Here is a 26,056-nt window from a genome sequence, read left to right on the forward strand (position 1 = left end):
AAAGCAAAACATACTTCGTCGTGATTGTCCATATACATATTATTAGTGAAAGGAATGAGTGACAATGGAGATGAAAATGGCGTTTTTACCAGCTTTTATTCAAAGCTATTTTATCGCTTTAGGAGTGTTGTTAGGCGGGGCGTTAATCGGAGGATTCGGTGCATTTTTGACAGGTGAGCCGCCTCTAGCAACCATATACCGTTTTGCACAGAGTTTAAAAATTTGGGCCCTTATTTCAGCCATCGGCGGAACGTTTGACACGTTTTACAGCGTAGAACGCGGTCTTTTCCAAGGAGAAACCCGCGATATTGTCAAACAAATTCTTCTTATTCTCTCAGCTATCGGCGGAGCGCAAACAGGTTTCATCATTATTACATGGCTCACGCAGGAGCACATCTCCTCATGAGAATTCCCCCTTATCACCACGATAAAACGTGGCAACGCTTTTTCGCCGGAATGGCTATAGGTGCCGTCATAAGCTGGCTTGTATTTTTGCAGTTATTCGGGATTTTACAGGAAAAACAGGTGCGTAAAATTGCTGGGTTAAAAGAAGAAATTGTTGATTTGAAAAACGATATTCAAATTTGGCAGCAAGATTATATTCAATTAAACAAAGAGAATAAAAAGAAGTTAACGATTCAAGATATTAAAATCAACATTATTAATGCCGAACAATATAAACTCGATTCTTATACAAAATTTCGCATTGAAGAAAGCGTAAAAAACGATATCGATCACCTAATCGCCAAAGATATTGAAACGGTATATAAAAGCAAAGACCTGTTAAAAAAAGCGATTGAAAATAAAATATTTGAAATCGATGACCGACGTTACAAAGTAGAAATATCCGAACTATTTCTATTTACCACATTATCAATCGACTTAAAAATAAAACAAGGGGTCTGACCCCCACTACGTTAACGCGGTGAAGTAGTGAGGGTCAGACCCTGCAAACAGCTTCTAAATCGGCAAGCACGTTATCGACTTCATCCCATGAATAAATAGACGCACCAGCCGCTAATGGATGGCCACCGCCTTTATATTTCTTTGCTACTTCGTTAATAACAGGGCCTTTTGAGCGAAGACGAACACGAATTTGATCGTCTTCTTCGACAAAAAACACCCACGCTACAATTCCCTCAATATTGCCGAGAATGCTAACTAGCTGGGACGCTTCTGAAGGAGATACATCATACTCTTTTAAAATGTCTTTGGAAATAATCATAGAAGCGACACCTGATTCAGATATCTTAAAGTTTTGCAACACATACCCGCTTAAATGAGCAACATTTAACTTCGTACGGTATAATCCTTCATATAACTCTGTAAACGAAAAACCATATTCAATAAGTTCGCTTGCATATTTAAACGTTTTTGGATTCGTGCTTGGGAAAAGAAAACGTCCTGTATCCCCAACAATCCCCGCATAAATTAAGCGGGCCGCTGTCTTTGTCATAACTAATCCATGCTCTTTTCCCATTAAATAAAACTCATAAATCATTTCACTGCAAGAGCTTGCTGTTGTATCGACCCATAAAATGTCACCATATGCATCTTCATTTGGATGATGATCAATTTTAATCAACTTTTTCCCAAGGTTATAACGCTGGTCGCATATCCGTTCTTGGTTAGCTGTATCACAGACGATAACTAAAGCATTCTCATATGCTTCATCTGGAATCTGGTCCATTCTTCTTAAAAAGTTCAGTGATTCTTCTTCTTTTCCTACTGTATAAATATTTTTTTCAGGAAAAGACGCTTTTAAAATTTCTGCTAACCCTCCTTGTGATCCATAAGCATCAGGATCAGGTCGAACATGACGGTGAATAATAATTGTGTCAAATTGTTTAATTGCCTCTAAAATTTGCAACACTTTTTCTTTCATGTTTTTCTCCTCTTTTAAATGAATTTTCTTTTATTAAAGCATATCATACGGTTTATATGAAGAGCATTTTTCTACTTCCTAAAAACAGTACATGGCTAGAATTCTGCAACATTTCTTTGTACAATGAGGAAAGAGACTAAACATGGAGGTTTTACATATGCCTGCATTTGTCATTTTAATCATTTTTTCGCTCGCTTTTTACGTTTATTACAAACTAAAATATTTTCGTAGCAACCGCCCGATGGAACGCCGTTGGATTTCTGCCAAGTCGAGCATTGCCCTTGGAGCGTTCGTCTTTTTCTTTGCCATTAATCAATTTTTTATTCACCAAACAACTATTTCACTAATTGTTGGCATCATTTTCTTGCTCGTTGGCGGTGGCAGTGCATGGGCAGGAGTTCGTGCCTATAAATACTATTTGCCTCTTGTCATTGAAGAAGCGAAACAATTAGGAAAAAACGGGGTTTAATCTTCCCCGTTTTTTCTTCATGTACAGGCGGCCCCACTTTTCTAGCGGTCAATTAATTGGCACATCATCATAGCTTTGCCAACAACCATTCCTTCGTTATAAACTTCGACATCTACCTTTCCAAATTTCCGACCAATTTCTAACAATTTTGGTTTAATCTCAACCGTGCTATCGATTTGTACCGGCTTAATAAAATAAATCGTAATATTCTCTACCACTAAATCTCCTTTTTTGTAAAGACGAAGAGCACGAGTTGCCGCCTCTGTAACAATCGTCGTAAACACACCATATGACAGCGTACCTAAATAGTTTGTCATTTGCGGCGTAATCCTACAACGAAATATTTCTTCTTTTTGTTCGCTTTCCATTTCAAGAAACTGGCTCGTAATAATATCATCAATGGTCTCGCCGACTTGCGGCTGACGCTGAATCATTTGCAACGCTTTTAAAACATCCTGACGGCTTATAATACCTTGCAAACGATTGTTATCATCAACAACAGGCAATATTTCAATTCCTTCCCATACCATCATATGAGAAGCAGAAGCAACCGACGTCTTTCCGCTCACAGTAATCGGGTTTTTTGTCATTACCTTTTCAATCGACAGTTGACGATCTTTCCCCATTATATCTTTCGCAGTTACAACTCCCTGCACTTTCAGCTGTTGGTCCACTACCGGGAAACGTCCATGATTCGTTTCCTCATTTAGCTCATACCATTTATCCACTTTATCCGAAACTTGTAAATATACCGTTTTTTCTAGCGGTGTTAAAATATCTTCGACAAGAACGATTTCTTTTTTAATCAACTGATCGTAAATAGCGCGGTTAATCATCGTTGCAACTGTAAACGTATCATAGCTTGTTGAAATAATGGGCAGTTGCAATTGGTCAGCTAATTTTTTGACATGTTCCTCTGTATCAAAGCCGCCCGTAATTAAAACGGCTGCTCCTGCTTCCAAAGCCAGTTGATGCGCCTTTATGCGGTTGCCAACTATTAATAAATCACCTGCTCCTGTATAACGCATCATCGCTTCTAATTTCATTGCCCCGATCACAAAGCGATTTAACGTCTTATGAAGCCCTTCACGCCCTCCAAGAACTTGTCCATCAACGATGTTAACAACCTCTGCATAAGTTAGTTTTTCAATATTTTCCTTCTTTTTTCGTTCAATTCGAATCGTTCCGACACGCTCAATCGTACTTACATATCCTTTATTTTCGGCATCTTTAATCGCCCGATATGCCGTCCCCTCACTTACACCCATTTCCTTTGCAATTTGCCGAACAGAAATTTTTTCTCCAACCGGAAGGCTATCAATATATTGTAAAATTTGCTCATGTTTTGTTGCCAAATTTTCTTCACCCTCTAAGCATGATGTCTATTTCCATTATAAAGATGAATGAGAGTGGATTCAATGAAACCATACAATATGTACCATTTTTTAGTTTCTGACAAAAAAAGAGGCTGACTCCAAAATCAAAGTGTCAGACCCCACAGCACAATATATAGAACATCATATTAGATAAATGAGTTTATATATGGTGGAGTACGCGTGAGGTCAGACACTTATGAGTCAGCCCCTGCCTGTCGTTAAAGTTCGATACTCTCTCCTGCTTTTAATATTTTTCCTACCCCTTCATTTAACATGGCAACAAATTTTTCTGGATCTTGTTCAATGACAGGAAACGTATTGTAATGAATCGGCACAACCGTCTTCGCACGAAGCCATTCAGCAGCTAACGCCGCATCTTCCGGCCCCATTGTAAAGTTGTCACCAATTGGTAAGAACGCAACATCAATGTTGTTTCTCTCACCGATGAGCTTCATGTCAGAAAACAATGCTGTATCTCCCGCATGATAAATGGTTTTTCCTTCAGCAGAGAACAAAATTCCACATGGCATACCTGTATAAATAATTTGTTTATTTTCATCAATATAGCTGGAACCATGGAATGCTTGTGTTAATTTTACCTTCCCAAACTCAAACTGATGTGCTCCGCCAATGTGCATCGGATGAACATGAACTCCTTGCCAGCTCAAATAAGTAGCTAATTCATAAGGTGCAACGACAAGCGCATTATTGCGAAGAGCAAGGTCGACCGTATCACCGACATGGTCGTTATGTCCATGAGTCAATAAAATAACATCCACTTTTACATCTTCAACTTTTAAATCCGTTGCTCCATTTCCTGTAATAAACGGATCAATAAAAATCGTTTTGCCTCCTGTTTCAATTTTGACAACAGAATGACCATGGTATGTAAGCTTCAATGCAAGTCTCCCCTTTCTTTGCTAAAATTCCCGTTTATAACGTTTCGACGTTGATTGCCCATTTCCTTCTTTTTAATTATGTCCGTCAATCAGTTTACACGTAAGCCAATTCTTGATACTCTGAAAGTAAAATAATCAATAAAAGGATGTGAAAAAAATGAATCAACGGTTGCAAAATCTTTCTATTTGGTTGAAGGAAAACGACATTTCCTTTGCCTTTATCACATCAACACCAAACGTTTTTTATTTAAGCAATTTCTATAGCGATCCTCATGAACGTTTGCTTGCTTTAATCGCTTTTCCAGATAAAGAGCCTATTTTAGTTTGTCCACAAATGGAAGTATTGCAAGCAAAGCAAGCGGGCTGGGACTACCACATCATCGGTTATAGTGATATCGACAATCCGTGGGAGCTCGTTTCTAAGTATATAAACAATCAGAAAGTTCACGTTAGTAAAATTGCCGTTGAAAAAAGCCATTTAACAATGGAACGCTATGAACAAATACATACTTATTTTCCAGATACCTCATTCTTGAATGTCGAGGAAAAATTAAGAGAGTTACGAATGATCAAAGATGAAAAAGAGATTGCGATTTTACGCCAGGCAGCAGAACTTGCCGATTTCGGTGTTGAAACAGGAGTGAAAGCACTCGCCGAAGGAAAAACCGAATTGGAGATTATTGCGGCAATCGAGTTTGAATTAAAGAAAAAAGGCGTAAGAGAAATGTCATTCGCAACGATGGTGTTGACAGGTGAAAAAACAGCGGCTCCTCACGGAGTACCAGGTTTAGCTCCGATTAAAAAAGGAGATTTCGTGTTATTTGATTTAGGAGTTGTACTTGATGGCTATTGCTCCGATATTACAAGAACGGTCGCTTTCGGTGAAGCAAACGGACAACAAAAAGAAATTTATGAAACGGTATTAAAAGCACAGATTGCAGCGATTCACGCTTGCAAGCCAGGCATAGAAATTGGCCAAATTGACAAAGCAGCAAGAACGGTCATTGAACAAGCTGGATACGGTGAATATTTTACACATCGTGTCGGCCATGGATTAGGCATCGACGTTCATGAATACCCATCCATGAATAGCACAAACACAATGCCATTACAACAAGGAATGGTCTTCACCATCGAACCAGGCATTTATGTTCCTGCTATCGGTGGTGTACGAATTGAAGATGATGTGTTTATTACAAAAGACGGAGTAGAAATTTTAACGAAATATCCAAAAGAACTTCAGATTATATAAAGATCGAAAGAGGCTGTCTCAAAAGCAAGGGTTAGACCTCACAACCACCATATATCGTACATTGACTATTGTGATGGTGCGTGAGGTTCAACCTTTTTCAAACAGCCTCTTTTATATTACATCTGTTCCAATAATGTTCTCGCGTCCTCATATGCCAAGCCATGAGCCTCTGCCACGGCTGCATAGGTGACATATCCATTTAGCGTATTAATTCCTTTTAACAATGCCGGGTTATCTAAACATGCTTTTTGATACCCTTTATTGGCAATTTGCAGCGCATACGGAACCGTTACATTTGTCAATGCCAATGTCGATGTACGAGGAACAGCACCAGGCATATTCGCAACGGCATAATGAACAACCCCATGTTTTACATACGTTGGATTGTCATGAGTTGTCACTCGATCGGTTGTTTCAAAAACGCCTCCTTGGTCAATAGCAATGTCAACGACAACTGAACCCGGAGTCATCGATTGAATCATTTCTTCTGTCACAAGCTTAGGTGCTTTTGCACCAGGAATAAGCACAGCGCCAATCACTAAATCAGAATCTTTCACCGATTCGGCAATGTTATAAGAATTCGACATGAGCGTTGTCACGTCATTTCTGAAAATATCATCCAACTGACGAAGCCGATCCGGATTTAAATCGATAATCGTCACTTCTGCACCGAGACCAACTGCCATTTTGGCCGCGTTTGTTCCCGCTACGCCACCGCCGATAATTGTCACTTTACCGCGTCTTACTCCTGGCACACTTCCAAGCAAAATTCCTTTTCCGCCTTTTGTCTTTTCCAAAAATTGTGCACCAATCTGTACTGACATTCGTCCCGCTACCTCACTCATCGGCATTAACAACGGAAGCGAACCATTCGAAAGCTGTACCGTTTCATAAGCAATACCGACTACTTTATTATCAATTAAAGCTCTCGTTAACTCCGGTTCTGGCGCTAAGTGCAAATACGTAAATAAAATCAAGCCGTCACGAAAATAACGATATTCTTCTGGAAGCGGTTCTTTTACTTTCATCACCATCTCCATGGACCATGCTTCTTCCGCTGTTTCAACAATTTTTGCCCCTGCGGCTACGTACTCTTCTTCGGAAAATCCTGACCCCTTTCCGGCATCTTTTTCGATATACACTTCATGTCCTGCTTTAACTAACGTCATCACTCCAGCCGGCGTAATCGCAACACGGTTTTCATTATTTTTTATTTCTTTTGGAACACCAATTTCCATGAGTTTCCTCCTAAATTCTTGCTTTTTTATAGAATATCCATAACAGTTTGATATTGAAACTAATAAACGTGAAATTTATCTTAAATCGTTGAAATGACTTCCGCTTCTAAACCAAGGGAGAATGGGATTGGTTCAATCATTATCTTTCTCCCATATCCATGTAAATAAACGTCCATGATCATCCAGCCAACGCACATCTAAAAGCTGAATATTTTTATATCCTTTCTGTTGTAAATAAGCAACCATTTCTTCTGCCTTTACTCCACGGTGAAGATGAAGCTGTTGATAAAATAACAGCAGTTGTTTCCTTGCTTGTCTGTCTTCCAGTTCATTCCCGTTTGTTTTACACATATAATTTGACGGAAATGTATATTCACATTCTACTTCCTGATGATCAGCAACAAGTTTGATTTTAAACAAACTTCCTTTGTGAAAATCAGCTGCACCAACAATCGGGGCTAACAAAAATGACCATATAATCAACAAAAAGACATATTTTCTCATAAAAAATCACCTCATCCATTAGAATGAGGTGATTTTTGGAAAAATATTCACATTATCGATATCGATGAATGACATCTAATCCACCTGTTACCTCTATTACCGTACCTGTAATCATATCAGAATCTTCCTCACATAAAAACGCGACAACACGCGCAATATCTTCCCCTGTGCCAGAACGGCCAATCGGTGTCATTTCATCTTTAAATTGTCTAGCATACGCAATCGTCGCTTCTTTCATGTCTCCTAAAATATTTCCAGGGCAAATCATATTAGCCGTAATGCCATATTCTGCTTCTTCCACAGCAATCGTTTTCGTCAATGAAACAAGCCCGACCTTTGCCGCGCTAAATGCAGAACGATGGAGCCAGCCTGGTGCGCTTCCCGCTCCTTGAAAGCCATATGTAATGATACGTCCAAACCGTTGCTTTCTCATAATCGGAATCGTCTTTTTAAACAAATGAAATACCGCGCTTAAATTTCCTTCAATCATCTCATACCATTCATCATCTTCATAGTCAGCTAATTTTTTTCGTTCAAAAATGTAAGGACCAGCATTATTAATTAAAAAATCAATTCTGCCAAAACGATTGAAAGCCTCATCTACTAAACGATACAAATCTTCTTTTTTCGTTACATCTCCTTGAACAAAATGCAACCGTTCTGAGAGATGATGGTATTTTTCTTTTAATGACTGGACTGCATTCTCATCACTTCTATAATTGACAGTCACAGAGTATCCTTTTTCGAGCAGCTTTTCTGTTACTTTTCTTCCCAATCCTTTTGTTCCAGCAGTGATGAGGGCATGCCGCACAAAAAACGCCTCCCTATACTCTCTTTATATCTCTAATTTACTATAAAAAACACGATAACAACATTTTTTGTTTAAAAAAAATCGGGCTGACTCAAAAAACAAAGTGTCAGCCCCTATAACTATAATATATGGTACGTAATGTGTATAGTACTTTAATGCGATTTTAGCTTAATCAAGCTCAAGAGTCTGTTGTTCCTTTTTGCGATAATGTGGATTTTCAATTAACTCCCGATCAACCATGCCACTGTGGTAAGCACTTGCGATTTGCTGACTAATCTCCAATGCTGCTTCTTCGTCATAATATAAAATTTCACGTTCTCTCGGCATTCCATTCACTCCTTTTTTCACAAAAATATCATTACGCACTTAGTCTTTTTTGTTTTGGCTAATGCTATACTGTAAGCAGAAATAACACTTATATCCAATATCCAGGAGAAAATGGATATAACTCATAAGAAAAATTTAGTGGCATTAGATGGATCAAAAAAAGCCGAATGAGCATTTGATTGCTAAGCGCAATCAATGCCTGTTGTGAGAATTAAAAAGGAATAAAACAAGAGGACAATCCAGTAGGCAAAAACTTACTCAACGGATTGTCCCCTTTTTATCTTTCCTTATCCCCATTGTTATCTGTGTCCTTTTCATCCAACCGCTTTTTTGCTTTTCCAATCGCCTTCTTCACTTCTGTAAATCCTGTGCCTCCTGCGCTATTGCGGCGATTAACTGCTGTATACGGATTCAAAGCTTCGTAAATGTCTTCTTCAAACAATTCCGATGCTTCCTTATAGTCAGTAAGCGGTAAATCAGCTAAGAAAATCCCTTTTTCAATACATGTTAATACTAATTTACCGACAATTTCATGTGCTTCGCGGAACGGTACTCCTTTTGCTGCCAAGTAATCAGCTAGTTCAGTCGCATTGGAGAAATCTTGTTTCGTTGCTTTTTCCATGACAGCGGTATTCACTTTCATTGTCGCAATCATGCCAGTGAAAATTTTCAAAGAACCTGTCACTGTTTTTACAGTATCAAACATTCCTTCTTTATCCTCTTGCATATCTTTGTTGTAAGCAAGAGGCGTTCCTTTCATTACTGTCAACAAGGCAAATAAGTTTCCGTACACCCGTCCGGTCTTGCCGCGAATCAATTCAGCCATATCTGGATTTTTCTTTTGTGGCATAATGCTACTTCCTGTTGCAAACGTATCATCCATTTCAACGAATTGAAACTCTTGGCTTGACCAAAGAATTAACTCCTCACAAAAGCGCGATAAATGCATCATAAGTATCGAACTATTGCTTAAAAACTCAATGATAAAATCACGATCGCTTACCGCATCAATGCTGTTTTCATACATTCCGTCAAAACCGAGAAGCTCAGCCGTTAACTGACGATCAATCGGAAATGTGGTCCCAGCTAAAGCACCTGCTCCAAGCGGCGATTTATTAATGCGCTTTAATGATTCAGTGAAACGCTCACGATCACGTTCAAACATCCAAAAATAAGCCATTAAATGATGTGCAAATGAAACAGGCTGTGCCCGCTGCAAGTGAGTATAGCCGGGAATAATTGTTTCAACATGCTTCTCCGCTTTTTCCACTAGCACTGTTTGCAGCTCTTTAATTAGTTCAATAATTTCATTGACTCGCTTTCGCAAATATAAATGCATATCTGTGGCGACTTGGTCATTACGACTTCGTCCCGTATGCAGTTTTCCGCCGACTGGTCCAATTTCGTCAATAAGCATTTTTTCGATGTTTAAGTGAATATCTTCATACGCTATAGAAAACTCAAGCTGTTGCTTTTTCGCTTTTTCCAGTAAAATAAGCAATCCTGATTGAATTTTCTCCACGTCTTCTTTTGACAAAATGCCACATTCGCCAAGCATCGTCACATGCGCAATGCTTCCTTCAATGTCTTCTTCGACTAATTCTTTATCAAAAGGGATCGACGCGCCAAACTCATCGACCCACTCTTCCGCTGTTTTCGTAAAACGTCCGCCCCAAAGTTTTTTCACACGTTCACCTTCTTATTGTTGACCATGCTGTACACTTTTGTCGGTAAGCCGAATAGAGAAATAAAGCCGACAGCTGCTTGATGGTCAAACTCATCCTCTGCTGTATAAGTCGCCAATTTTTCATCATATAACGAGAATTCAGATTTACGTCCTTCAATAATCGCATGACCTTTAAACAATTTCACTCGTACGACGCCTGTCACATTCTTTTGCGTCTCTTTTAAGAATGCTAGAAGCGCATCTTTTAACGGCGAGAACCATAAGCCGTTGTAAATCACTTCCGCCAGTTTTTGTTCGATGAGTGGTTTAAAGTGCGCTACTTCTTTCACAAGTGTCAAGTCTTCCAACTCTTTATGCGCTTTAATTAATGTGATTGCCCCTGGACATTCGTACACTTCACGAGATTTAATGCCGACAAGGCGGTTTTCCACATGGTCAATGCGACCAACGCCGTGTTTTCCGGCAATGGCGTTTAACTCAAGAATCAGCTGAGCAAGCGAATATTCTTTTCCATTCAATGTTTTTGGCACGCCTTTTTCAAAACTGATCTCAATGATTTCTGGGACATCAGGCGTATCCTCAAGCGTCACTGTTAATTCGTATGCTTCTTCAGGCGGAGCTGCCCAAGGGTCTTCTAAAATGCCGCATTCGTTGCTTCGTCCCCATAAGTTTTGATCAATGGAAAATGGACTGTCCAAATCGATTGGAATCGGAATGTTATGTTTTTCCGCATATTCAATTTCTTCTTCACGCGACCAGCTCCATTCACGTACAGGAGCGACAACTTCAAGATTAGGATTCAACGCTTTAATCGATACTTCAAAGCGGACCTGGTCGTTTCCTTTCCCTGTGCAACCGTGCGCGACCGCCACCGCTCCTTCAAGCTCGGCGATTTCCACTAATTTTTTCGCAATTAACGGGCGAGACAACGCAGAAACAAGTGGATATTTTCCTTCGTAAAGCGTGTGGGCTTGTAGTGCTACGAGTGCATATTCATTCGCAAATTCCTCTTTAGCATCAATCACATAAGACTTAACCGCTCCAACTTTCAGTGCTTTTTCCTTAATAAAATCGAGATCTTTTCCTTCACCAACATCGAGACAGCACGCAATCACGTCATACCCCCGCTCTTGAAGCCACTTGATTGCAACAGATGTATCTAAACCACCAGAATAAGCTAACACAATCTTCGGATTCGCCATAGTATTCCTCCCCTTCCCTACAATTCACATAAATATACTTGATAATTAATATTTATTCATAAAACATAGCTTTACTTTATCAACTTTTCTATAAAATTTCAATACTTATTCACAAAAAAGTATAAAAATACTAACATGCAAAAATGGTTCTTTTTCTGACTTTTTTGTACAATGGAAATATGTAATGGAGATGGGGGTTTAAAAATGGAGCATCTGTTTATTTACGATGAACGTTTAGGCATTCCACTTCCTAAACTAGAAAAAGAGTGGGAGGAATATAGTGAATCCGAACAACACGCCATATTACTTCATTGGGAGAAAATTCGCGGCAAAATCCCAGACCGAATTGTCGAACTTGAAGGGATCATTAATCAAAAGCAAGCAGAGCTTGGAGAAGAAAATGATTTTTCAAAATCATGTATATTAAATTCGGAAATTACCGAATTAGCTTCCATTATTAATGATTTATGGATTTGGTACCGAATGAATCAAACCGTGTCTTCACGAATGCATCAATAGGGTGATTTTGGGTTAAAAGGCGGCGTTCATTTCTGTAGCCGCCTTTTGCTTTTACAAATCTTTTCTGATTTCGCGGATTACATGTGCAAGCTCTGGCAAAATTAATTTTATCATCGCCAGTTTCACCGCCCCAGTGGATCCAGGAGTAGAAAAAATCGCAGTATCGTTGGCAACACCAGCAATCGCTCTTGATAAAATCGCCGCGGAACCAATATCTTCTGTATAGCTCAACATGCGAAACAACTCGCCGAAGCCAACGATTTCTTTTTCAATGATTTCTTTTACGATTTCAATTGTTACGTCTCTTTTGGCGATTCCCGTTCCGCCGTTTGTTAACACCGCATCAATGTTTCGATTCGCACAGCCAGCCAAAATCGCTTCCCGGATCGCCGTTTTTTCATCTTTCACAATTTCATAGTCAACCACTTCATGCCCCGCTTCCTGTAACAGTTGCACCATTAACTTTCCGCTTTTATCCGTATCAACTGTTCTTGTATCGCTAATCGTAATGACTTTGCATTTTACACTGCGCGGAGCTTCTTTTTTATGTTCTGTAACGCTCATATGTATTCACCTTTCTATTAAAATTTATTTTAGTATACAACAAAACTATGTCCACCTTTTCAGAATATCTTAAGAAATAAAGACCATGAACGGTACGGATAATATATTGAATATTCTATTATTTACGTCTATTATTAATATTAAGTAAATTAATGCTTAACAATGATTACTTTTACGAAGGGAGGAACATATACAACATACTAATTGTTGCTTACGAGGATGATAACTCTAGTTAATAGGAACTCACACTATTAACCTTTGGTTGGTATCAGTATTTCAAAGAATCGTTTGACTACAGAAAATCGATCCATTAATCCACATCGGAGGGATGAATATGTTAAAAACAATGAATTATTCTTCTTTAACTTCCTCTTTTTCTTGGGAAGCAGTATTCGATCACTATCACTGGAATCCTCGTGAACGTTTCAACGTTGCCCACGAAGTATGTGACCGCTATGCAGAAGATCCCTCACGTATCGCCATATTTCATGAGGATCAGTTTGGCAATCAACAGACTATCACATATCGTGAACTTCGCGACTGGTCTAACCAGCTGGCCAATGTGTTTCGTAAACTCGGAATCAAGAGAGGAGACAGGGTTTGCGCACTGCTTCCAAAGAATCCAGCACTTATCGTCTATATTTTAGCTGCCTGGAAAATTGGAGCAGTTTATGTCCCACTGTTTACAGCATTTGGTCCACAAGCGATTGAATACCGTATCAATCATTCTGAAGCTAGGGTGATTCTAACTAATCAAAATCAACGAAGCAAACTACCTTCACGAGAAAAGGTTCCCTCACTTGAGCACATTTTTGTAATTGATGGAACTATGTATCCAAACGATTTGCCTTTTTGGGAAACGCTTACACTCGAATCTACTGAACATCGAACAGAAGAAATGACAGTAGATGATCTGTTAGCAATACAGTATACATCAGGTTCTACCGGTATGCCTAAAGGAGCCATGTGGTCACACAATATGATCATTAATATTTATCCTTATATGCGGTATGCCATCGATCTACGGGACGATGATATATTCTTAGGCGGTGCAGATCCTGGCTGGGCTTATGGGCTGATTTTCTGTACGTTTGCACCAATGAGTTTTGGGGTTCCGATTGTTTTTTACGAAGGACCATTCAAACCAGATTCCTATTATTCTCTTATGGAAAAATATAATGTAACGAATTTTGCGTATGCTCCTACGGCCTATCGTGCGATGGCGGCAGCAGGTTCAGAAGTAATCCGCAAATACAATATTAATGTACGGGCAATGAGTTCTGCAGGGGAGCCGCTTAATCCTGAAGTGATACGGTTTTTCGAAAAGCATCTCGGAGTCACAGTGCATGATCAGTATGGGTTATCTGAAACTTTAATGCTAATTGGTAATTTCAACGCGCTTGATATGGAGATTCGTCCAGGTTCAATGGGATTTGTTTTACCAGGTTTTGAAGTTGCATTGCTCGATGACGAAGGTGTTCCCGTAGCTGATGGAAATGTTGGACAAATTGCTTTTAATACCGATTCAATCCCAAATCTTTTTAAAGGATATTGGAAAGATCCTGAGAAGACTTCAGAGAAAATGATTGGAAAGTGGTTCCTAACAGGTGATTTAGCCTTCAAGGATGAAGATGGGTATTTTTGGTTTCAAGGTAGAGCTGACGACATTATCTCAAGTGCGGGATATCGAATTGGACCTTTTGAGATCGAAAGTTGTCTGCTCGAGCATCCGGCTGTAGTAGAGGCAGCCGCTGTTGGAAAACCCGACCCATTGAAAGGGGAAATAGTCAAAGCTTTTGTTGTGCTGGCAGACGGATTTACACCTTCAAATGAATTAGCACAAGAGCTTTCCCTGTTTGTTAAAAATCGCCTTTCGAAACATGAATACCCTCGTGAAGTTGAATTCGTAACTGAATTACCTAAGACGACTAGCGGTAAAATTCAACGATTCATCCTTCGAAACCAAGAGATAGAAAAAAATAAAAATTTGCAATAAAATCGGAACCAAAATAAGATTCGTTCTTCATTAATGAAGCAGAAGCAGTGCCATGCTTTTGCAGCTGACACTTCTTCTGCTTTAATTTCTTATATGGGGAAAATCGTTTTTCTCTGTATTTAATTGTTCTCTCATTCTTACTTGATTATTTTTAATATTTTTTTTGCCCTTTTTTGTATGCAAATGCTCTCTTCACTCCGTTCAACATAAACTGAGCTGATATAATAGTTAGGGAAAAAATACAATTGGAACTATCGAAATCCAAGGAGTTATATTTAAAACTTGATAGCTGTCTCCAATTAACCCAGACCATTCATAAGAAATAGTTTTCGGTGGATCTTGATATGTATAGTCAACAAATGTACCCCCAAAAAATAATTGTAGTACTCCTAAGTGAGCCATAATCATTAATACTTGAATAAATTGTTGAATCGACAATAAAACCCAATTTTCAACCACATGCGGAACAACGTGTACTTTTAGTATATGAAATTTAGAACCACCTAATATTTTTGCTGCCTGGATAAACTCCTCCGTAAATACCTTTCGTATATCATTTGCGATATAAAACGCTAATGTAGGAATAGCTAATACAGTGAGGACAAAAACTTCAAACGCAGCTCGTTTCCAAAAAGGATGAGGAAATCCGTCAATCGGCATCCATAGAACATTAATTAGAATAAAGTAAGCAATTAACGTTAACGGAACGACTGTAAAACTATCAAAGAAGGTTTCAAATTTTGAAATCCAGTTTTTAAAATAAACACCTAGAATTCCACCTATCATTATGGACAAAGTTATGCGTAAAATCGTTATTAATAAAGCAATCCCTATTGTAAATTTCGCGCCTTGTATAATAATATGCAACATATCATAACCATTACGATCCGTACCTAAAGGAATATGGAGTGAAGGTGCAAAAGGGGGAACCGTTTTTGTCAAAAAGAATAGGGACTTGTCTAACATTCCCATCGTTTAAAATGCTATTTAGCAGGCTTAATATCATTAGAATAGTTATAAAAAGAAAGCCTAGCATAAATAGCTTGTCTCGAATTAACAAACGAACCAATCTATTTCTCTCCTTTCAACATCGGTGGAAGAAGCAAATGATATATTTTATAAAATAGAAATAAAGGAATATATAATAATAAAACCCCTAGCGCAAAAACTTCCGAAGTATGATATTCAATTAGAAAAGTTGTGATACCATTCACATTAAATAGATACTCAATGATAATTAAATTGGAAAGCATAAACCAAACAATTGTTTTAGAATAACTAAATAATCCTACTATAACATTCCTTAATACATGTTTATTAAGGATATAGAAAAAGGATAATCCCTTAGATATCGCATATTCTATATATGATTTGCGAAGTTCGTTTTCATACTGTTGTAAAAGCAGCCTCCCAAACAACAAAGAAATCGGAATACTCAGACAAATGGCAGGTAAAAAAATACTTCGTTCATCACCAAGAGAAGCAAGATTAAATATGAGCCATCCAGTATTCTTAAATATGATCAAAACGATTAATTGGAATGTTACAATAATGAACAAATCAGGAAGAGACTCCAAAAAAGTTAATACGATTTTTATCTTATCAATATAGCGTTTGAATGAAAGTAACGTAATATACGTTATCATAAATGCCAATAATAATGCCAGCATCATAGCTAACACACACAATATTAGCGATTCCCTATAATGTAGAAGAATCTGCGGAAATACTCTCCTATTCTCTCCATATACAATATTTATCGGCTGAATAAGTTTCATGATGATGTAACCTAACGTTTTAACATATTCCTTCATGTTTATATTGATATTATTAAATAAGATTGGCAAACCGCTAACCATAACTACACCTAAGATTGCAACAATACATTCGAACACTATTCTGGTGATTAATTAAATAGCTCTTATCAACAAAATCCCCCTCTATAAAAAACTAAATTTTCTAACAATTATAATAACAGTAATTCCAATTATATTCCATTAAATAAATTATTTTCTATTCAATCATTTCACATACTTCATAATTTAAGAAGAAAAAACAACATTTCCTACGCTAATTTATACTTTCCAGCCCAACACAGTAAGAGAAATACTAATGATGCCAACGGTTCAAAGTAAAACGCATAAAAAAACAACCTTCTCTCATGCCATGATAGATCGCATGAGAGAAGGTTGCTTTATTAGATTTAGGTCAATTTTTTGTCAAAGGTGCCTGAACATTACGCTAAATTCGCCAATCTCACTACATCGCGGGCAATCATGACTTCCTCGTTTGTAGGGATGACAAGCACCTTAACCGGTGAGTGCGGATAGCTGATGAATGCTTCTTGTCCACGGACTTTGTTCAGTGCTGGGTCCCAGTAAACGCCCATGAACTCAAGACCGCGCAATACTTTCGCACGGACAACGTCACTGTTTTCGCCAATCCCTGCTGTGAAAATAATCGCATCGACACCGCACATGCGTGCTGCATAAGAACCGATATATTTATGGATGCGGCTTGCAAACACTTCTAACGCTAACTCAGCACGCTCATTTCCTTCTTCCGCTGCTTTTTCAATGTCACGTAAATCGCTTGAAAAACCAGAAATACCGAGCATACCGCTCTTTTTATTTAAAATCTCGACAACTTCTTCCGCCGTTTTGCCCGTTTTCTCCATGATATATGGAATTAATGCAGGGTCAATATTACCAGAGCGTGTTCCCATCGCTACACCTGCAAGCGGCGTGAATCCCATAGAAGTATCAATTGACTTTCCACCTTCAACAGCAGCGATGCTTGCTCCGTTTCCTAAGTGGCATGAAATTAAGCGCAGTTGTTCAATTGGACGGCCAAGCAATTCCGCAGCGCGTTGTGTAACATATTTATGAGACGTTCCATGGAATCCGTATTTACGAATACCGAATTTTGTATAATATTCATATGGCAAGCTGTATAAAAATGATTGTTCAGGCATTGTTTGATGGAACGCCGTGTCAAATACAGCGACAGCCGGAACATTTGGTAAGATTTCTTGGAATGCTTTAATACCAACAATGTTTGCCGGGTTATGCAACGGAGCTAATTCTGATAGCTCTTCAATCTCTTTTAATGTCTCATCCGTAATAAGAACGGAATCGCTAAATTTCTCACCGCCATGTACAACACGGTGTCCAATTCCATCAATTTCGTCAAATGATTGAATGATTCCTAACGTTATTAATTTATCAAGCAACAATTTAACGGCAGCTGCATGGTCTGGAATTGACTTTACTTCTTTCAATTTCTCGCCGTTTACCGTAATATTAAAGATCGCGTCTTCAAAGCCGATACGCTCCACTAGACCTTTCGTTAACACTTTTTCACTAGGCATTTCAAACAATTGAAACTTGAGTGAAGAACTACCGGCGTTAATTGCAATAATTTTTGACATCTTTCTAAACAGCTCCTTTAGGTTTTACACTAAAAAAGTTTTCATTAATCATATTGTAGACAATTCGACAAATTTCAATATACCTTCTTCATTTTACGCCCCATTTAATAATCTTTTCAAGTACGATATCAATAAAAAAACCGCTTAATCGATATATTTTTATATTCTGAAATATCAAATATCAAAAAAAGAGGCTGCCCTAAAGCAAAACCTCAGCCCCCTCCTATATAGGACATAACATTAGATAAGAACGCTATGGAGGATTAGGCGTGAGGTCAGACGCTTATGGACCAGCCTCGTCCCTTTAGTTTATTGATTTTTTTCGCTTGCAAACCACTCATCAATTTTTCGCATCATTGCTTGCATGACTTGTTTATTCGAAAAGCGCGGCAACTCTGCAAGCAACGCCTTTTTTGGCGCTTTTACGTTTGAACCTTTCTTTTGCAAAATAAAAATGCTTTTCGCAGCTTGTTCATTTTTAAACATCGACAGCGGTAACTGTAATAATCCTTGAATGACAGCCTGTTCTTTTAAAAAGGTGTGCAGCTCGGCAGCTTGATCGCTGGAAAATAACGAATTCGGGATTAGGAAAAATAAATAGCCGCCTTCTTTCGTATAATACAAACTTTGTTCAATAAACAAATGGTGCGCGTATGAATGCCCCTTCTCTGCCTTTAAAACAAAGCGGGATGCATTTTCATCATGTGGATAATAGCCAACCGGCAAATCGCAAACGACAACATCCGCGTGCTCTACAAACATCGGCTGCAGACTATCTTGATTAAAAAATTGGATAGGATGTTTTTGTAAATTAGCGTTGACATACGCTAATTTAATTAATAAATCGTCAACATCAACCCCATAACTTTTTACTTGTTTGCCCGGTAAATGGTTTAGGACAGTCGTTAATAAGTTAGCAGTCCCAACAGCCGGATCGAGAATAGTTAAAGCAAGATGTTTCGCAGTAAATTTGCCAACTAAATAGCTGATAAATAAACTAACAGCATCTGGGGTCATTTGATGATGCGGCTGCGTATTTTCTTTCATTCCTTTTAACACGGCAAGCTGAAACGATTTGCGAATTTCTTCATTCGTAAATGTCTCAAGCTGAATTTCTTTATATTCTTTTTTAAGCCGTTTTTGCGATAATTCGCTTACTTCTTCTTGTAAAACATCTTCATGAAATAAGTTTTCTCCTGTTTCGGCCACGGCTTCTAAATAGGAACATTTTAATTCTTCTTGTAAGATCGCTGCAGTACGGTCAAATAGCATAAATAATCGTTCAACTGGTGTGCTCATTTTTTTTCCACCTTTCAATTTGGTGTCCAATTTTCTATTGTATGGAGTATTCGCTCATAAACGCAAGAGTTTTATATCAGGCAACGAAAAAGACCTCGAATAACTCGAGGTCCTTTCGCCATTATTTCGCTGCTTTGGCTGCTTCAATCGCCGCTTCATAATTCGGATGATTTGTTGCTTCAGGTACGTATTCAACGTATGTTACTTTGTCGTTGCTGTCAATAACAAATACAGCACGTGCTAATAAACGTAACTCTTTAATTAACACCCCGTATGCTTGACCAAATGACACGTCGCGATGGTCAGACAATGTTTGCACATTTTCAATGCCGTTGGCACCGCACCAACGCTTTTGCGCAAATGGTAAATCGACGCTGATGGTTAACACTTTGACGTTTTCTAATTTTGCCGCTTCTTCGTTAAAACGGCGAGTTTGCGCATCACAAACGCCAGTATCAATCGAAGGAATAACACTGATTAAACGAACATGTCCCTTCGTATCAGCGAGCGTGACCTCTGATAAATCATTTGCTAATACCTTAAAGTCTGGAGCTGTATCGCCAACTTTCACTTCATTTCCTACTAAAGTAACTGGTTTCCCTTTAAAAGTAATATTTGCCATCTGATTACCTCCTAAAAAATATGTACAGGCTAATCATAATGACAATATAAAAAAATTTCAATTATTTTGACTTATTTAAATCTCGAAATCATCCTTTTTTTGTTCAAAAGAGTTTTCCCGATCGTTTTGTTCATGTTGTTGCTGCTTGTTTTTCTTTAACATTTGTTGAATTTTCTCCACCGCTTGTGGTGCTAAATCCAATATTTTTTCGTATAAATGCGTACTTTCATCAAGATGAAGAAGCTTCACACCTGAAGAATTAACAATTAAAAATGCAATTGGTGTAATCGACACTCCTCCACCGCTGCCTCCGCCAAATGGATGAGTGTTTTCCATAGATTGTTGACCGTTATGCTGATTGGTTTCATCAAGCATAAACTCGCTTCCGCCTGCAGCAAAGCCAAATCCTACTTTAGAAACCGTTAAAATGACACTTCCATCCGGAGTTTCTACCGGATCGCCGATAATCGTATTGACATCAATCATTTGTTTTAAATTTTCCATTGCCGTTGACATTAACCCTTGGATTGGATGATTGCTCATTTCTAACCCTCCTAATAACTTTCGTTTGCTTTACCGGCAACAAATGATTTTAATTTTGACAAAGAGTTGCCGCGCCAATATTTCACGATTCGCATTCCTGCTAACATAGCATGCCCGATACGAAAATGAATCATACATATAAAATGCGTTTGCGACATTGCTTGTTGAAAAGATGGGGTGATCGTAATAACAGGACCGGTTTTTAACTTCATATATCGGCTAACAATCGCCACAATTCCATATTTCACCGACCATCCAATGCCAATAGCCATTCCTGTATAAGCTGCATCACCTGTACCGAATGTCGTATGCCATTCGAATTTCGTCACAGCAATGTGTGACAGAAATTTTTTAAGAATGGAATGTAAGTGAACAACGTGATTAACAAATCGTTTTGTTTGTTTTAGACTATCGACAATCTCACTAGGAGTATACTTATTTTTTTTCGGTTGAATTTCAACATTACTTTTTCCATAGCTCATCTCGTCCCGGCGAGAAACAATAATCCCCAGTGATTCCTTATCCACTTTTACTAACGGAATATTAATCGTGTAGCGAATGAGGCCAAATAACGTTTTTAGCGTGATTTTTACGCGATCATCACCTTGCGCATGTTTAACATCAATTAAAATGGACATTCTCATCATAGAAATGAACATGATGAAACAAATCAACCCCACCGCTATGAACAAGACAGCATTCAATTTACGCACTCTCCTTCAACATACCATTTTCACCATTTCTATAAAAAATAAACCTGCTAGTATAACTAGCAGGTACGCTCATGCACAACCGTTGTATCAGCAATCATATCGTGAATCCCTTGTTTTTTCGGTGAAAATGCTGCTACTAAAAATCCGATGAATAAAATGGTCTTAGAAATAAACTTTCCGACCAATTCTCGAAACAACACTGTCGACCATGTTAACGATCTATTGTTAACATCTATTACTTTTAGACCAAACACCATTTTTCCTATCGTTTGTTTAAAAATCTTTGTCATGAAAATAAAATATAAATAAAAAGTAGTCGCGGTTGCAATCGATAGCGGTGTAAACATATGATTCTTTTCCAAAGGTAAGTCCATAAAGCGAAAAATTGGATACACAATGATTCCGTTCATGCTTGCAATGACGATTAAATCAAGCAAATAAGCCCAAAACCGCATCCAAAATCCCGCATAATGGAAAGTGGCATAATTCGGTAAGACAACTGTTTCACTTTGCATTGTTGCTTGTTCAATGCTTTGCTGCTCTTCATTCATCATTCTTTTTCACTCTCCTTTACTCCGCATATAAATACATTAAACGCGGTGAGTTCGGACGCGAAAATAATTTAACAAGCTCGATTGCCTCGTTGTTATCTTGTTTGAATGGTTTTACATTCATGCTAAATAACGAACCGAAACCAAGTTCGTCCGTATATTTCACAACTTGAGCATCTTTTAAGTGATAGTCTTTTTTCACAGCAGCAATCGTGTCATCTAAAAAGCCAAACTCATCAATTAACTTTAATTCCTTTGCCTGACGACCATCATAAATACGTCCGTCTGCCAGTTTGCGAACTTCACTTTCAGGAATCTTTCTTCCTTCGGCAATCACTTTTACAAATCCTTCATAAGAATTGTTAATAAGAGTTTGTAAAATCTTTCTTTCCTCATCCGTCATTTTTCTTGCCGGATTCATAATATCTTTATAAGGCCCACTTTTAATCGTAACAAATTCCACACCGTATTTTTTCGCTAATCCTTCGTAGTTAATGCCTTGCATAATCACGCCTAGCGAACCAGTAATCGTCTCGGGGCTCGCGAAAATTTTATCTGCCATTGTCGATATGTAATATCCGCCAGAAGCAGCCATCGTTCCCATTGACACATAAATCGGTTTTTTTGTTTCTTTTTTCAAATCGGATAGTTTATCATGAATTTCTGCACTTTCAACAACGCCGCCGCCCGGAGAGTTGACGCGCAATACAATCGCTTTAACCGCATCATCGTTTTTCGCCTGTTCAATCATGTTTAAAAAAGCTTGATGATTGTATCCAGCTGTTTCAAACAATGAGCCTACTTCTTCCGTTTCTTGAATAACACCATTTACTTCTAGAACAACAATTTTTTTAAACTCGTTTCCTTCTTCAATGATTTCCTCAGCAAATTCCTCATTCCCTTGAGCAAAAAAATCTTCGGACCATTTTTCAAAATCCGAAGTAAATACAGATGTAACAAAACTCATTAGCGCGGAAAAGATAAATAAAGCCGCAGCGATTGCTAAAGCAATCCAACGTTTCCGATTCATATCTCTCCTCCTCATATAAATGAATTTTACTTTTAAAAAGCAATAATGATAAACTATATATTACATATTACATTAGTTAATCTTACCATAATTGTTAATATAACTAAAATACTGTAACGGAGGTGCCATCTAAATGGCAGAACGTCGCAATCATATTTACTTTTTTTACAGAAAAGACGAAAAAACAAGCGAGCAAGTAAAGTCGCTAATCAATCTTGCTAATGAATACAATTTCCATGTCGTGAGCGATCATCGAAACGCAAATATTATTGTTAGCATCGGTGGTGATGGCTCATTCCTTCAGGCAGTACGAAAAACTGGCTTCCGTGATGACTGTCTTTATGTGGGAATTTCCACTCTTAACTCACCAAGCTTTTATTGCGACTTCCATATTGATGACACAGATAAGATGATTGAAGCTATGACAAACGAGCGTATTGAAGTACGAAGATATCCGACAATTCAAGTAACCATTGATAACTCTGCTTCATTTTATTGCTTAAATGAATGTTCTATTCGTTCTGGAATTATCAAAACGTTTGTTATGGATGTATTTATTGACGAACTTCATTTTGAAACATTCCGCGGCGATGGAATGATTGTAGCGACTCCAACAGGAAGTACTGCCTATAACAAGTCAGTAAACGGTGCTGTTGTCGACCCGCTGCTTCCGTGCATTCAAGTAAGCGAGCTTGCCTCTCTCAATAATAATCGTTATCGTACATTAGGTTCTTCGTTTATTTTAAGCGGAAAACGAAAGCTAACATTAAAAATTTCCTCGGAAGGTAATCATTATCCAATTATCGGTATGGACAACGAAGCACTCAGCATTCAACATATCGAAAAACTGGATATTTCTTTAAGCGAGAAAGTTATTAAAACAGTAAAACTAAAAAATAATTCTTTCTGGGAAAAAGTAAAAAGGACGTTTTTATAAACGACAAAAAAGGCTGATCCACAAGCAAAATGTCAGCCCCCACAACCATCATATAAGACATAATTAGATAAATAAACGATATATGGTGGAATGGACGGGAGGTCAAACACTTATGGGTCAGCCTCTTTTAGTATATGTCACTATTGTTGTTGAGCTAATCTTATTTCCCGCTGGCGAAGCTCAACGCGGCGAATTTTACCTGATGCTGTTTTTGGCAAGTCATCAACAAATTCAATTTTGCGCGGATATTTGTATGGAGCTGTTAATTGTTTAACATGCTCTTGTAAAGCTGGAATTAATGCCGGATCGTTTTTATTGATCCCTTCGCGAAGAACAACAAATGCCTTGACAACATGTCCACGAATTTCATCTGGACTTGCAACAACGGCACATTCCTTTACAGCAGGATGTTTAACAAGTGCATCTTCTACCTCAAACGGTCCGATCGTATAGCCTGAGCTAATAATAATGTCATCACCGCGCCCTTCAAACCAGAAGTATCCATCTTCGTCCATTTTTGCTTTATCTCCAGTAATATAGTACTCACCGCGGAACTGCATCGCAGTACGTTCAGGTTCTTTATAGTAATGTTTGAACAATGCCGGCGTGCTGACATGAACAGCAATGTCACCTACTTCGCCTACTTTGCACAGCTCTCCGTCCTCATTAATAATTTCAACCCGGTTCCCTGGCGTTGGTTTGCCCATTGAGCCCGGCTTAATTTTCATCCCTTTCATGACACCGACAAGCAACGTATTTTCTGTTTGCCCGTAACCGTCACGCACTTGAACACCAAAATGTTTTTCAAATGTGTCAATGACTTCGCGGTTTAACGGTTCACCAGCAGAGACAGCACTGTGTAAATGAGGAAGTTTGTACTCTCCGATATTTGGTACCTTCGCCATCAAACGATATTCGGTAGGGGTGCAGCAAAGAACATTGACTTCATATTTGCTTAACAGTTGCAAATATTTCTCAGGTTCAAATCGTCCATGATAAACAAATCCGGTTGCTCCAGAGCCTAACACCGATAAAAACGGGCTCCAAATCCATTTTTGCCAGCCTGGACCGGCCGTTGCCCAAACAACATCTCCTTCTTCGATACATAGCCAGTTTTTCGCTGCCGTACGCAAATGGGCATAAGCCCAGCCATGTGTATGGACAACACCTTTCGGATTTCCGGTTGTGCCGGACGTATAAGATAGAAAGGCCATGTCATCACGCGATGTATCAACTGCTGTAAATTCGTCGCTTTGCTTATCCATTTCTTTTTGTAAATTGAACCATCCTTCCACATCATCTCCTACTACAAACTTAATCAAACGGTTCGTATCTTCAATTTGTGCAAATTCAGCAATATAAGGATGATAAACAATCACTGCTTTTACTTCACCGTGAGAAATACGATACTGTAAATCTTTTGCACGCAACAATTCAGAGCTTGGAATAACAACTAATCCAGCTTTCAATGCTCCTAAATACACTTGATATGCTTCAATTAATCGTGGTACCACAATTAACACTTTATCGCCTTTTGTTAATCCACGAGTAATTAAAGCGTTTCCAATTTTATTGACGCTTTTTATTAGCTCAACATATGTAATTTCTCTTGTTTCTCCCGCTTCATTCTCCCATTTTAAAGCGATTTTGTTTGGTGTTTTATGCGCGTGTTTCTCAACCTCAGAAGTTAAGTTATACTTCTCCGGTGCAATCAAATCTTCTCTTCGCATGATTGCCTTCCCCCTTTTTTGTCTATTCAAGTTGATTATACAAAATAATCTTAATATTTTGTATATTTTTCTGAAATAATAAAGTTCAACTTCATCAGCGAAGTTTCTTCCTCGCTGATGTTAGTTGAACTTATCGCACTTCTAGCATCCGTTAGCTCTTACTGATACAGGTGGGAGTCTTACGGACGCTTAGAACAGGATAAAAGGCGGGCTTTGACACCCGCCTTTGTAGCCATTTATTCAGTTATTAGAATGTACCGCCGCCTAATTGTTGTTGAGCCATTGCAACAAGACGTTTTGTAATCTCTCCACCAACAGAACCGTTAGCGCGAGATGTAGAGTCTGGACCAAGTTGAACGCCAAATTCTTGAGCAATTTCATATTTCATTTGATCAAGAGCTTGTTGTACTCCAGGTACTAATAATTGATTTGAGCTGTTGTTACGTGCCATGTGTTTTCACCTCCTTGTGAC

The 26,056-nt window shown here is 38.4% G+C and carries 28 protein-coding genes; 7 read left to right on the top strand and 21 right to left on the bottom strand.

Translation table 11 applies throughout. The features are described from left to right. Positions 1 to 64 precede the first annotated feature (64 nt). Together HNQ85_RS09700 and ytrI are read left to right on the top strand one after the other, a co-directional pair. Positions 65 to 406, top strand: a complete 342-nt coding sequence (locus tag HNQ85_RS09700; RefSeq protein WP_181537551.1) for a YtrH family sporulation protein — start codon at positions 65 to 67, stop codon at positions 404 to 406. After that, positions 403 to 906 (top strand): sporulation membrane protein YtrI, encoded by a 504-nt coding sequence (ytrI, locus tag HNQ85_RS09705; protein ID WP_181537552.1) that lies wholly within the window; start codon positions 403 to 405, stop codon positions 904 to 906. The genes HNQ85_RS09700 and ytrI overlap by 4 nt, the downstream gene beginning before the upstream one ends. Positions 907 to 940: 34 nt before the next feature. On the opposite strand, the gene HNQ85_RS09710 is transcribed toward ytrI, so the two are convergent. Next, entirely contained in the window at positions 941 to 1,885 is a 945-nt protein-coding gene (locus HNQ85_RS09710; protein WP_181537553.1) for a DHH family phosphoesterase, read from the bottom strand. Positions 1,886 to 2,042: 157 nt separating this feature from the next. Here HNQ85_RS09710 and HNQ85_RS09715 point away from each other — a divergent pair, with 157 nt between their 5' ends. Next, the gene (locus HNQ85_RS09715; protein WP_181537554.1) at positions 2,043 to 2,354 is read left to right on the top strand and encodes a YtpI family protein; all 312 of its coding nucleotides are present in this window, start codon (positions 2,043 to 2,045) and stop codon (positions 2,352 to 2,354) included. Between the two features lie 41 nt (positions 2,355 to 2,395). On the opposite strand, the gene HNQ85_RS09720 is transcribed toward HNQ85_RS09715, so the two are convergent. Then, positions 2,396 to 3,709 (bottom strand): CBS domain-containing protein, encoded by a 1,314-nt coding sequence (locus HNQ85_RS09720; protein ID WP_181537555.1) that lies wholly within the window; start codon positions 3,707 to 3,709, stop codon positions 2,396 to 2,398. A 239-nt stretch (positions 3,710 to 3,948) separates the two neighbouring features. Next, positions 3,949 to 4,629, bottom strand: coding sequence for a metal-dependent hydrolase (locus tag HNQ85_RS09725; protein WP_181537556.1), 681 nt, complete (start codon positions 4,627 to 4,629; stop codon positions 3,949 to 3,951). Between the two features lie 157 nt (positions 4,630 to 4,786). Here HNQ85_RS09725 and HNQ85_RS09730 point away from each other — a divergent pair, with 157 nt between their 5' ends. After that, positions 4,787 to 5,881 (top strand): M24 family metallopeptidase, encoded by a 1,095-nt coding sequence (locus HNQ85_RS09730; protein ID WP_181537557.1) that lies wholly within the window; start codon positions 4,787 to 4,789, stop codon positions 5,879 to 5,881. A 116-nt stretch (positions 5,882 to 5,997) separates the two neighbouring features. Here HNQ85_RS09730 and ald read toward each other — a convergent pair whose 3' ends face one another. The 6 genes from ald to HNQ85_RS09760 all read right to left on the bottom strand — a co-directional run bounded on the left by ald (position 5,998) and on the right by HNQ85_RS09760 (position 11,650). Then, on the bottom strand, positions 5,998 to 7,119 hold the full coding sequence (gene ald / locus HNQ85_RS09735; RefSeq protein ID WP_181537558.1) for an alanine dehydrogenase: 1,122 nt from the start codon (positions 7,117 to 7,119) through the stop codon (positions 5,998 to 6,000). A gap of 132 nt (positions 7,120 to 7,251) precedes the next feature. Then, entirely contained in the window at positions 7,252 to 7,623 is a 372-nt protein-coding gene (locus HNQ85_RS09740) for a hypothetical protein (protein ID WP_181537559.1), read from the bottom strand. 52 nt (positions 7,624 to 7,675) lie between these two features. Further along, positions 7,676 to 8,434 carry an SDR family oxidoreductase gene (locus HNQ85_RS09745; RefSeq protein WP_181537560.1) on the bottom strand — a complete coding sequence of 253 codons (759 nt, stop codon included), beginning with the start codon at positions 8,432 to 8,434 and terminating at the stop codon, positions 7,676 to 7,678. Between the two features lie 168 nt (positions 8,435 to 8,602). Continuing rightward, positions 8,603 to 8,761, bottom strand: a complete 159-nt coding sequence (locus tag HNQ85_RS09750; RefSeq protein ID WP_181537561.1) for a hypothetical protein — start codon at positions 8,759 to 8,761, stop codon at positions 8,603 to 8,605. Positions 8,762 to 9,038: 277 nt separating this feature from the next. Continuing rightward, complete coding sequence (gene argH, locus HNQ85_RS09755; protein WP_181537562.1) at positions 9,039 to 10,448, bottom strand: argininosuccinate lyase; 1,410 nt, start codon at positions 10,446 to 10,448, stop codon at positions 9,039 to 9,041. Next, entirely contained in the window at positions 10,445 to 11,650 is a 1,206-nt protein-coding gene (locus HNQ85_RS09760; protein ID WP_181537563.1) for an argininosuccinate synthase, read from the bottom strand. Before HNQ85_RS09760 ends, argH begins: the two co-directional genes overlap by 4 nt. A gap of 204 nt (positions 11,651 to 11,854) precedes the next feature. Here HNQ85_RS09760 and HNQ85_RS09765 point away from each other — a divergent pair, with 204 nt between their 5' ends. Beyond that, positions 11,855 to 12,169, top strand: coding sequence for a hypothetical protein (locus tag HNQ85_RS09765; protein WP_181537564.1), 315 nt, complete (start codon positions 11,855 to 11,857; stop codon positions 12,167 to 12,169). 51 nt (positions 12,170 to 12,220) lie between these two features. On the opposite strand, the gene HNQ85_RS09770 is transcribed toward HNQ85_RS09765, so the two are convergent. Then, on the bottom strand, positions 12,221 to 12,733 hold the full coding sequence (locus HNQ85_RS09770; protein ID WP_181537565.1) for a MogA/MoaB family molybdenum cofactor biosynthesis protein: 513 nt from the start codon (positions 12,731 to 12,733) through the stop codon (positions 12,221 to 12,223). 334 nt (positions 12,734 to 13,067) lie between these two features. Between HNQ85_RS09770 and HNQ85_RS09775 the strand changes: the two genes are divergently transcribed. Continuing rightward, positions 13,068 to 14,729 carry an acyl-CoA synthetase gene (locus HNQ85_RS09775; RefSeq protein WP_181537566.1) on the top strand — a complete coding sequence of 554 codons (1,662 nt, stop codon included), beginning with the start codon at positions 13,068 to 13,070 and terminating at the stop codon, positions 14,727 to 14,729. Between the two features lie 228 nt (positions 14,730 to 14,957). Here HNQ85_RS09775 and HNQ85_RS09780 read toward each other — a convergent pair whose 3' ends face one another. The 9 genes from HNQ85_RS09780 to sppA form a co-directional block, all read right to left on the bottom strand. Further along, positions 14,958 to 15,701 (bottom strand): ABC transporter permease subunit, encoded by a 744-nt coding sequence (locus HNQ85_RS09780; RefSeq protein ID WP_246326837.1) that lies wholly within the window; start codon positions 15,699 to 15,701, stop codon positions 14,958 to 14,960. 98 nt (positions 15,702 to 15,799) lie between these two features. Next, complete coding sequence (locus tag HNQ85_RS09785) at positions 15,800 to 16,507, bottom strand: ABC transporter permease subunit (protein ID WP_246326838.1); 708 nt, start codon at positions 16,505 to 16,507, stop codon at positions 15,800 to 15,802. A 458-nt stretch (positions 16,508 to 16,965) separates the two neighbouring features. Then, positions 16,966 to 18,159, bottom strand: a complete 1,194-nt coding sequence (locus tag HNQ85_RS09790; RefSeq protein ID WP_181537568.1) for an acetate kinase — start codon at positions 18,157 to 18,159, stop codon at positions 16,966 to 16,968. 309 nt (positions 18,160 to 18,468) lie between these two features. Further along, positions 18,469 to 19,458, bottom strand: a complete 990-nt coding sequence (locus tag HNQ85_RS09795) for a class I SAM-dependent methyltransferase (RefSeq protein WP_181537569.1) — start codon at positions 19,456 to 19,458, stop codon at positions 18,469 to 18,471. A gap of 121 nt (positions 19,459 to 19,579) precedes the next feature. Then, positions 19,580 to 20,080, bottom strand: coding sequence for a thiol peroxidase (gene tpx / locus HNQ85_RS09800; protein ID WP_181537570.1), 501 nt, complete (start codon positions 20,078 to 20,080; stop codon positions 19,580 to 19,582). Between the two features lie 75 nt (positions 20,081 to 20,155). After that, positions 20,156 to 20,623 carry a GerW family sporulation protein gene (ytfJ, locus tag HNQ85_RS09805; protein ID WP_181537571.1) on the bottom strand — a complete coding sequence of 156 codons (468 nt, stop codon included), beginning with the start codon at positions 20,621 to 20,623 and terminating at the stop codon, positions 20,156 to 20,158. Between the two features lie 11 nt (positions 20,624 to 20,634). Continuing rightward, positions 20,635 to 21,327 (bottom strand): DUF2953 domain-containing protein, encoded by a 693-nt coding sequence (locus HNQ85_RS09810; protein ID WP_246326839.1) that lies wholly within the window; start codon positions 21,325 to 21,327, stop codon positions 20,635 to 20,637. Positions 21,328 to 21,392: 65 nt separating this feature from the next. Continuing rightward, positions 21,393 to 21,890 carry an RDD family protein gene (locus HNQ85_RS09815; protein ID WP_409994126.1) on the bottom strand — a complete coding sequence of 166 codons (498 nt, stop codon included), beginning with the start codon at positions 21,888 to 21,890 and terminating at the stop codon, positions 21,393 to 21,395. A 16-nt stretch (positions 21,891 to 21,906) separates the two neighbouring features. Continuing rightward, positions 21,907 to 22,917 carry a signal peptide peptidase SppA gene (gene sppA, locus HNQ85_RS09820; protein WP_181537572.1) on the bottom strand — a complete coding sequence of 337 codons (1,011 nt, stop codon included), beginning with the start codon at positions 22,915 to 22,917 and terminating at the stop codon, positions 21,907 to 21,909. A 133-nt stretch (positions 22,918 to 23,050) separates the two neighbouring features. Between sppA and HNQ85_RS09825 the strand changes: the two genes are divergently transcribed. Further along, a complete protein-coding gene (locus tag HNQ85_RS09825) occupies positions 23,051 to 23,854 on the top strand; it encodes an NAD kinase (protein WP_181537573.1) in 804 nt (267 codons plus the stop codon). A 140-nt stretch (positions 23,855 to 23,994) separates the two neighbouring features. Here the strand turns inward: HNQ85_RS09825 and mbcS are convergent, their stop codons facing one another. Beyond that, positions 23,995 to 25,584, bottom strand: coding sequence for an acyl-CoA synthetase MbcS (gene mbcS / locus HNQ85_RS09830; RefSeq protein WP_181537574.1), 1,590 nt, complete (start codon positions 25,582 to 25,584; stop codon positions 23,995 to 23,997). 247 nt (positions 25,585 to 25,831) lie between these two features. Next, positions 25,832 to 26,035 (bottom strand): alpha/beta-type small acid-soluble spore protein, encoded by a 204-nt coding sequence (locus tag HNQ85_RS09835; protein ID WP_181537575.1) that lies wholly within the window; start codon positions 26,033 to 26,035, stop codon positions 25,832 to 25,834. Positions 26,036 to 26,056: the final 21 nt, after the last annotated feature.

The organism is [Anoxybacillus] calidus, from assembly GCF_013760845.1.
Taxonomy (GTDB): Bacteria; Bacillota; Bacilli; order Bacillales; family Anoxybacillaceae; genus Paranoxybacillus; species Paranoxybacillus calidus.

What these genes read in the sequence shown, in the direction of transcription:
- HNQ85_RS09770 (WP_181537565.1), bottom strand. Translation starts at nt 12,733, where the DNA reads ATGAGCGTTACAGAACATAAAAAAGAAGCTCCGCGCAGTGTAAAATGC.
- HNQ85_RS09775 (WP_181537566.1), top strand. Translation starts at nt 13,068, where the DNA reads ATGTTAAAAACAATGAATTATTCTTCTTTAACTTCCTCTTTTTCTTGG.
- HNQ85_RS09825 (WP_181537573.1), top strand. Translation starts at nt 23,051, where the DNA reads ATGGCAGAACGTCGCAATCATATTTACTTTTTTTACAGAAAAGACGAA.
- ald (WP_181537558.1), bottom strand. Translation starts at nt 7,119, where the DNA reads ATGGAAATTGGTGTTCCAAAAGAAATAAAAAATAATGAAAACCGTGTT.
- HNQ85_RS09730 (WP_181537557.1), top strand. Translation starts at nt 4,787, where the DNA reads ATGAATCAACGGTTGCAAAATCTTTCTATTTGGTTGAAGGAAAACGAC.
- HNQ85_RS09750 (WP_181537561.1), bottom strand. Translation starts at nt 8,761, where the DNA reads ATGCCGAGAGAACGTGAAATTTTATATTATGACGAAGAAGCAGCATTG.
- HNQ85_RS09700 (WP_181537551.1), top strand. Translation starts at nt 65, where the DNA reads ATGGAGATGAAAATGGCGTTTTTACCAGCTTTTATTCAAAGCTATTTT.
- HNQ85_RS09710 (WP_181537553.1), bottom strand. Translation starts at nt 1,885, where the DNA reads ATGAAAGAAAAAGTGTTGCAAATTTTAGAGGCAATTAAACAATTTGAC.
- HNQ85_RS09815 (WP_409994126.1), bottom strand. Translation starts at nt 21,890, where the DNA reads ATGATGAATGAAGAGCAGCAAAGCATTGAACAAGCAACAATGCAAAGT.
- mbcS (WP_181537574.1), bottom strand. Translation starts at nt 25,584, where the DNA reads ATGCGAAGAGAAGATTTGATTGCACCGGAGAAGTATAACTTAACTTCT.
- ytrI (WP_181537552.1), top strand. Translation starts at nt 403, where the DNA reads ATGAGAATTCCCCCTTATCACCACGATAAAACGTGGCAACGCTTTTTC.
- HNQ85_RS09785 (WP_246326838.1), bottom strand. Translation starts at nt 16,507, where the DNA reads ATGAAACTTATTCAGCCGATAAATATTGTATATGGAGAGAATAGGAGA.
- HNQ85_RS09780 (WP_246326837.1), bottom strand. Translation starts at nt 15,701, where the DNA reads ATGGGAATGTTAGACAAGTCCCTATTCTTTTTGACAAAAACGGTTCCC.
- HNQ85_RS09790 (WP_181537568.1), bottom strand. Translation starts at nt 18,159, where the DNA reads ATGTCAAAAATTATTGCAATTAACGCCGGTAGTTCTTCACTCAAGTTT.
- HNQ85_RS09835 (WP_181537575.1), bottom strand. Translation starts at nt 26,035, where the DNA reads ATGGCACGTAACAACAGCTCAAATCAATTATTAGTACCTGGAGTACAA.
- HNQ85_RS09765 (WP_181537564.1), top strand. Translation starts at nt 11,855, where the DNA reads ATGGAGCATCTGTTTATTTACGATGAACGTTTAGGCATTCCACTTCCT.
- tpx (WP_181537570.1), bottom strand. Translation starts at nt 20,080, where the DNA reads ATGGCAAATATTACTTTTAAAGGGAAACCAGTTACTTTAGTAGGAAAT.
- ytfJ (WP_181537571.1), bottom strand. Translation starts at nt 20,623, where the DNA reads ATGAGCAATCATCCAATCCAAGGGTTAATGTCAACGGCAATGGAAAAT.
- HNQ85_RS09760 (WP_181537563.1), bottom strand. Translation starts at nt 11,650, where the DNA reads ATGGCGAATCCGAAGATTGTGTTAGCTTATTCTGGTGGTTTAGATACA.
- HNQ85_RS09715 (WP_181537554.1), top strand. Translation starts at nt 2,043, where the DNA reads ATGCCTGCATTTGTCATTTTAATCATTTTTTCGCTCGCTTTTTACGTT.
- sppA (WP_181537572.1), bottom strand. Translation starts at nt 22,917, where the DNA reads ATGAATCGGAAACGTTGGATTGCTTTAGCAATCGCTGCGGCTTTATTT.
- HNQ85_RS09740 (WP_181537559.1), bottom strand. Translation starts at nt 7,623, where the DNA reads ATGAGAAAATATGTCTTTTTGTTGATTATATGGTCATTTTTGTTAGCC.
- HNQ85_RS09795 (WP_181537569.1), bottom strand. Translation starts at nt 19,458, where the DNA reads ATGAGCACACCAGTTGAACGATTATTTATGCTATTTGACCGTACTGCA.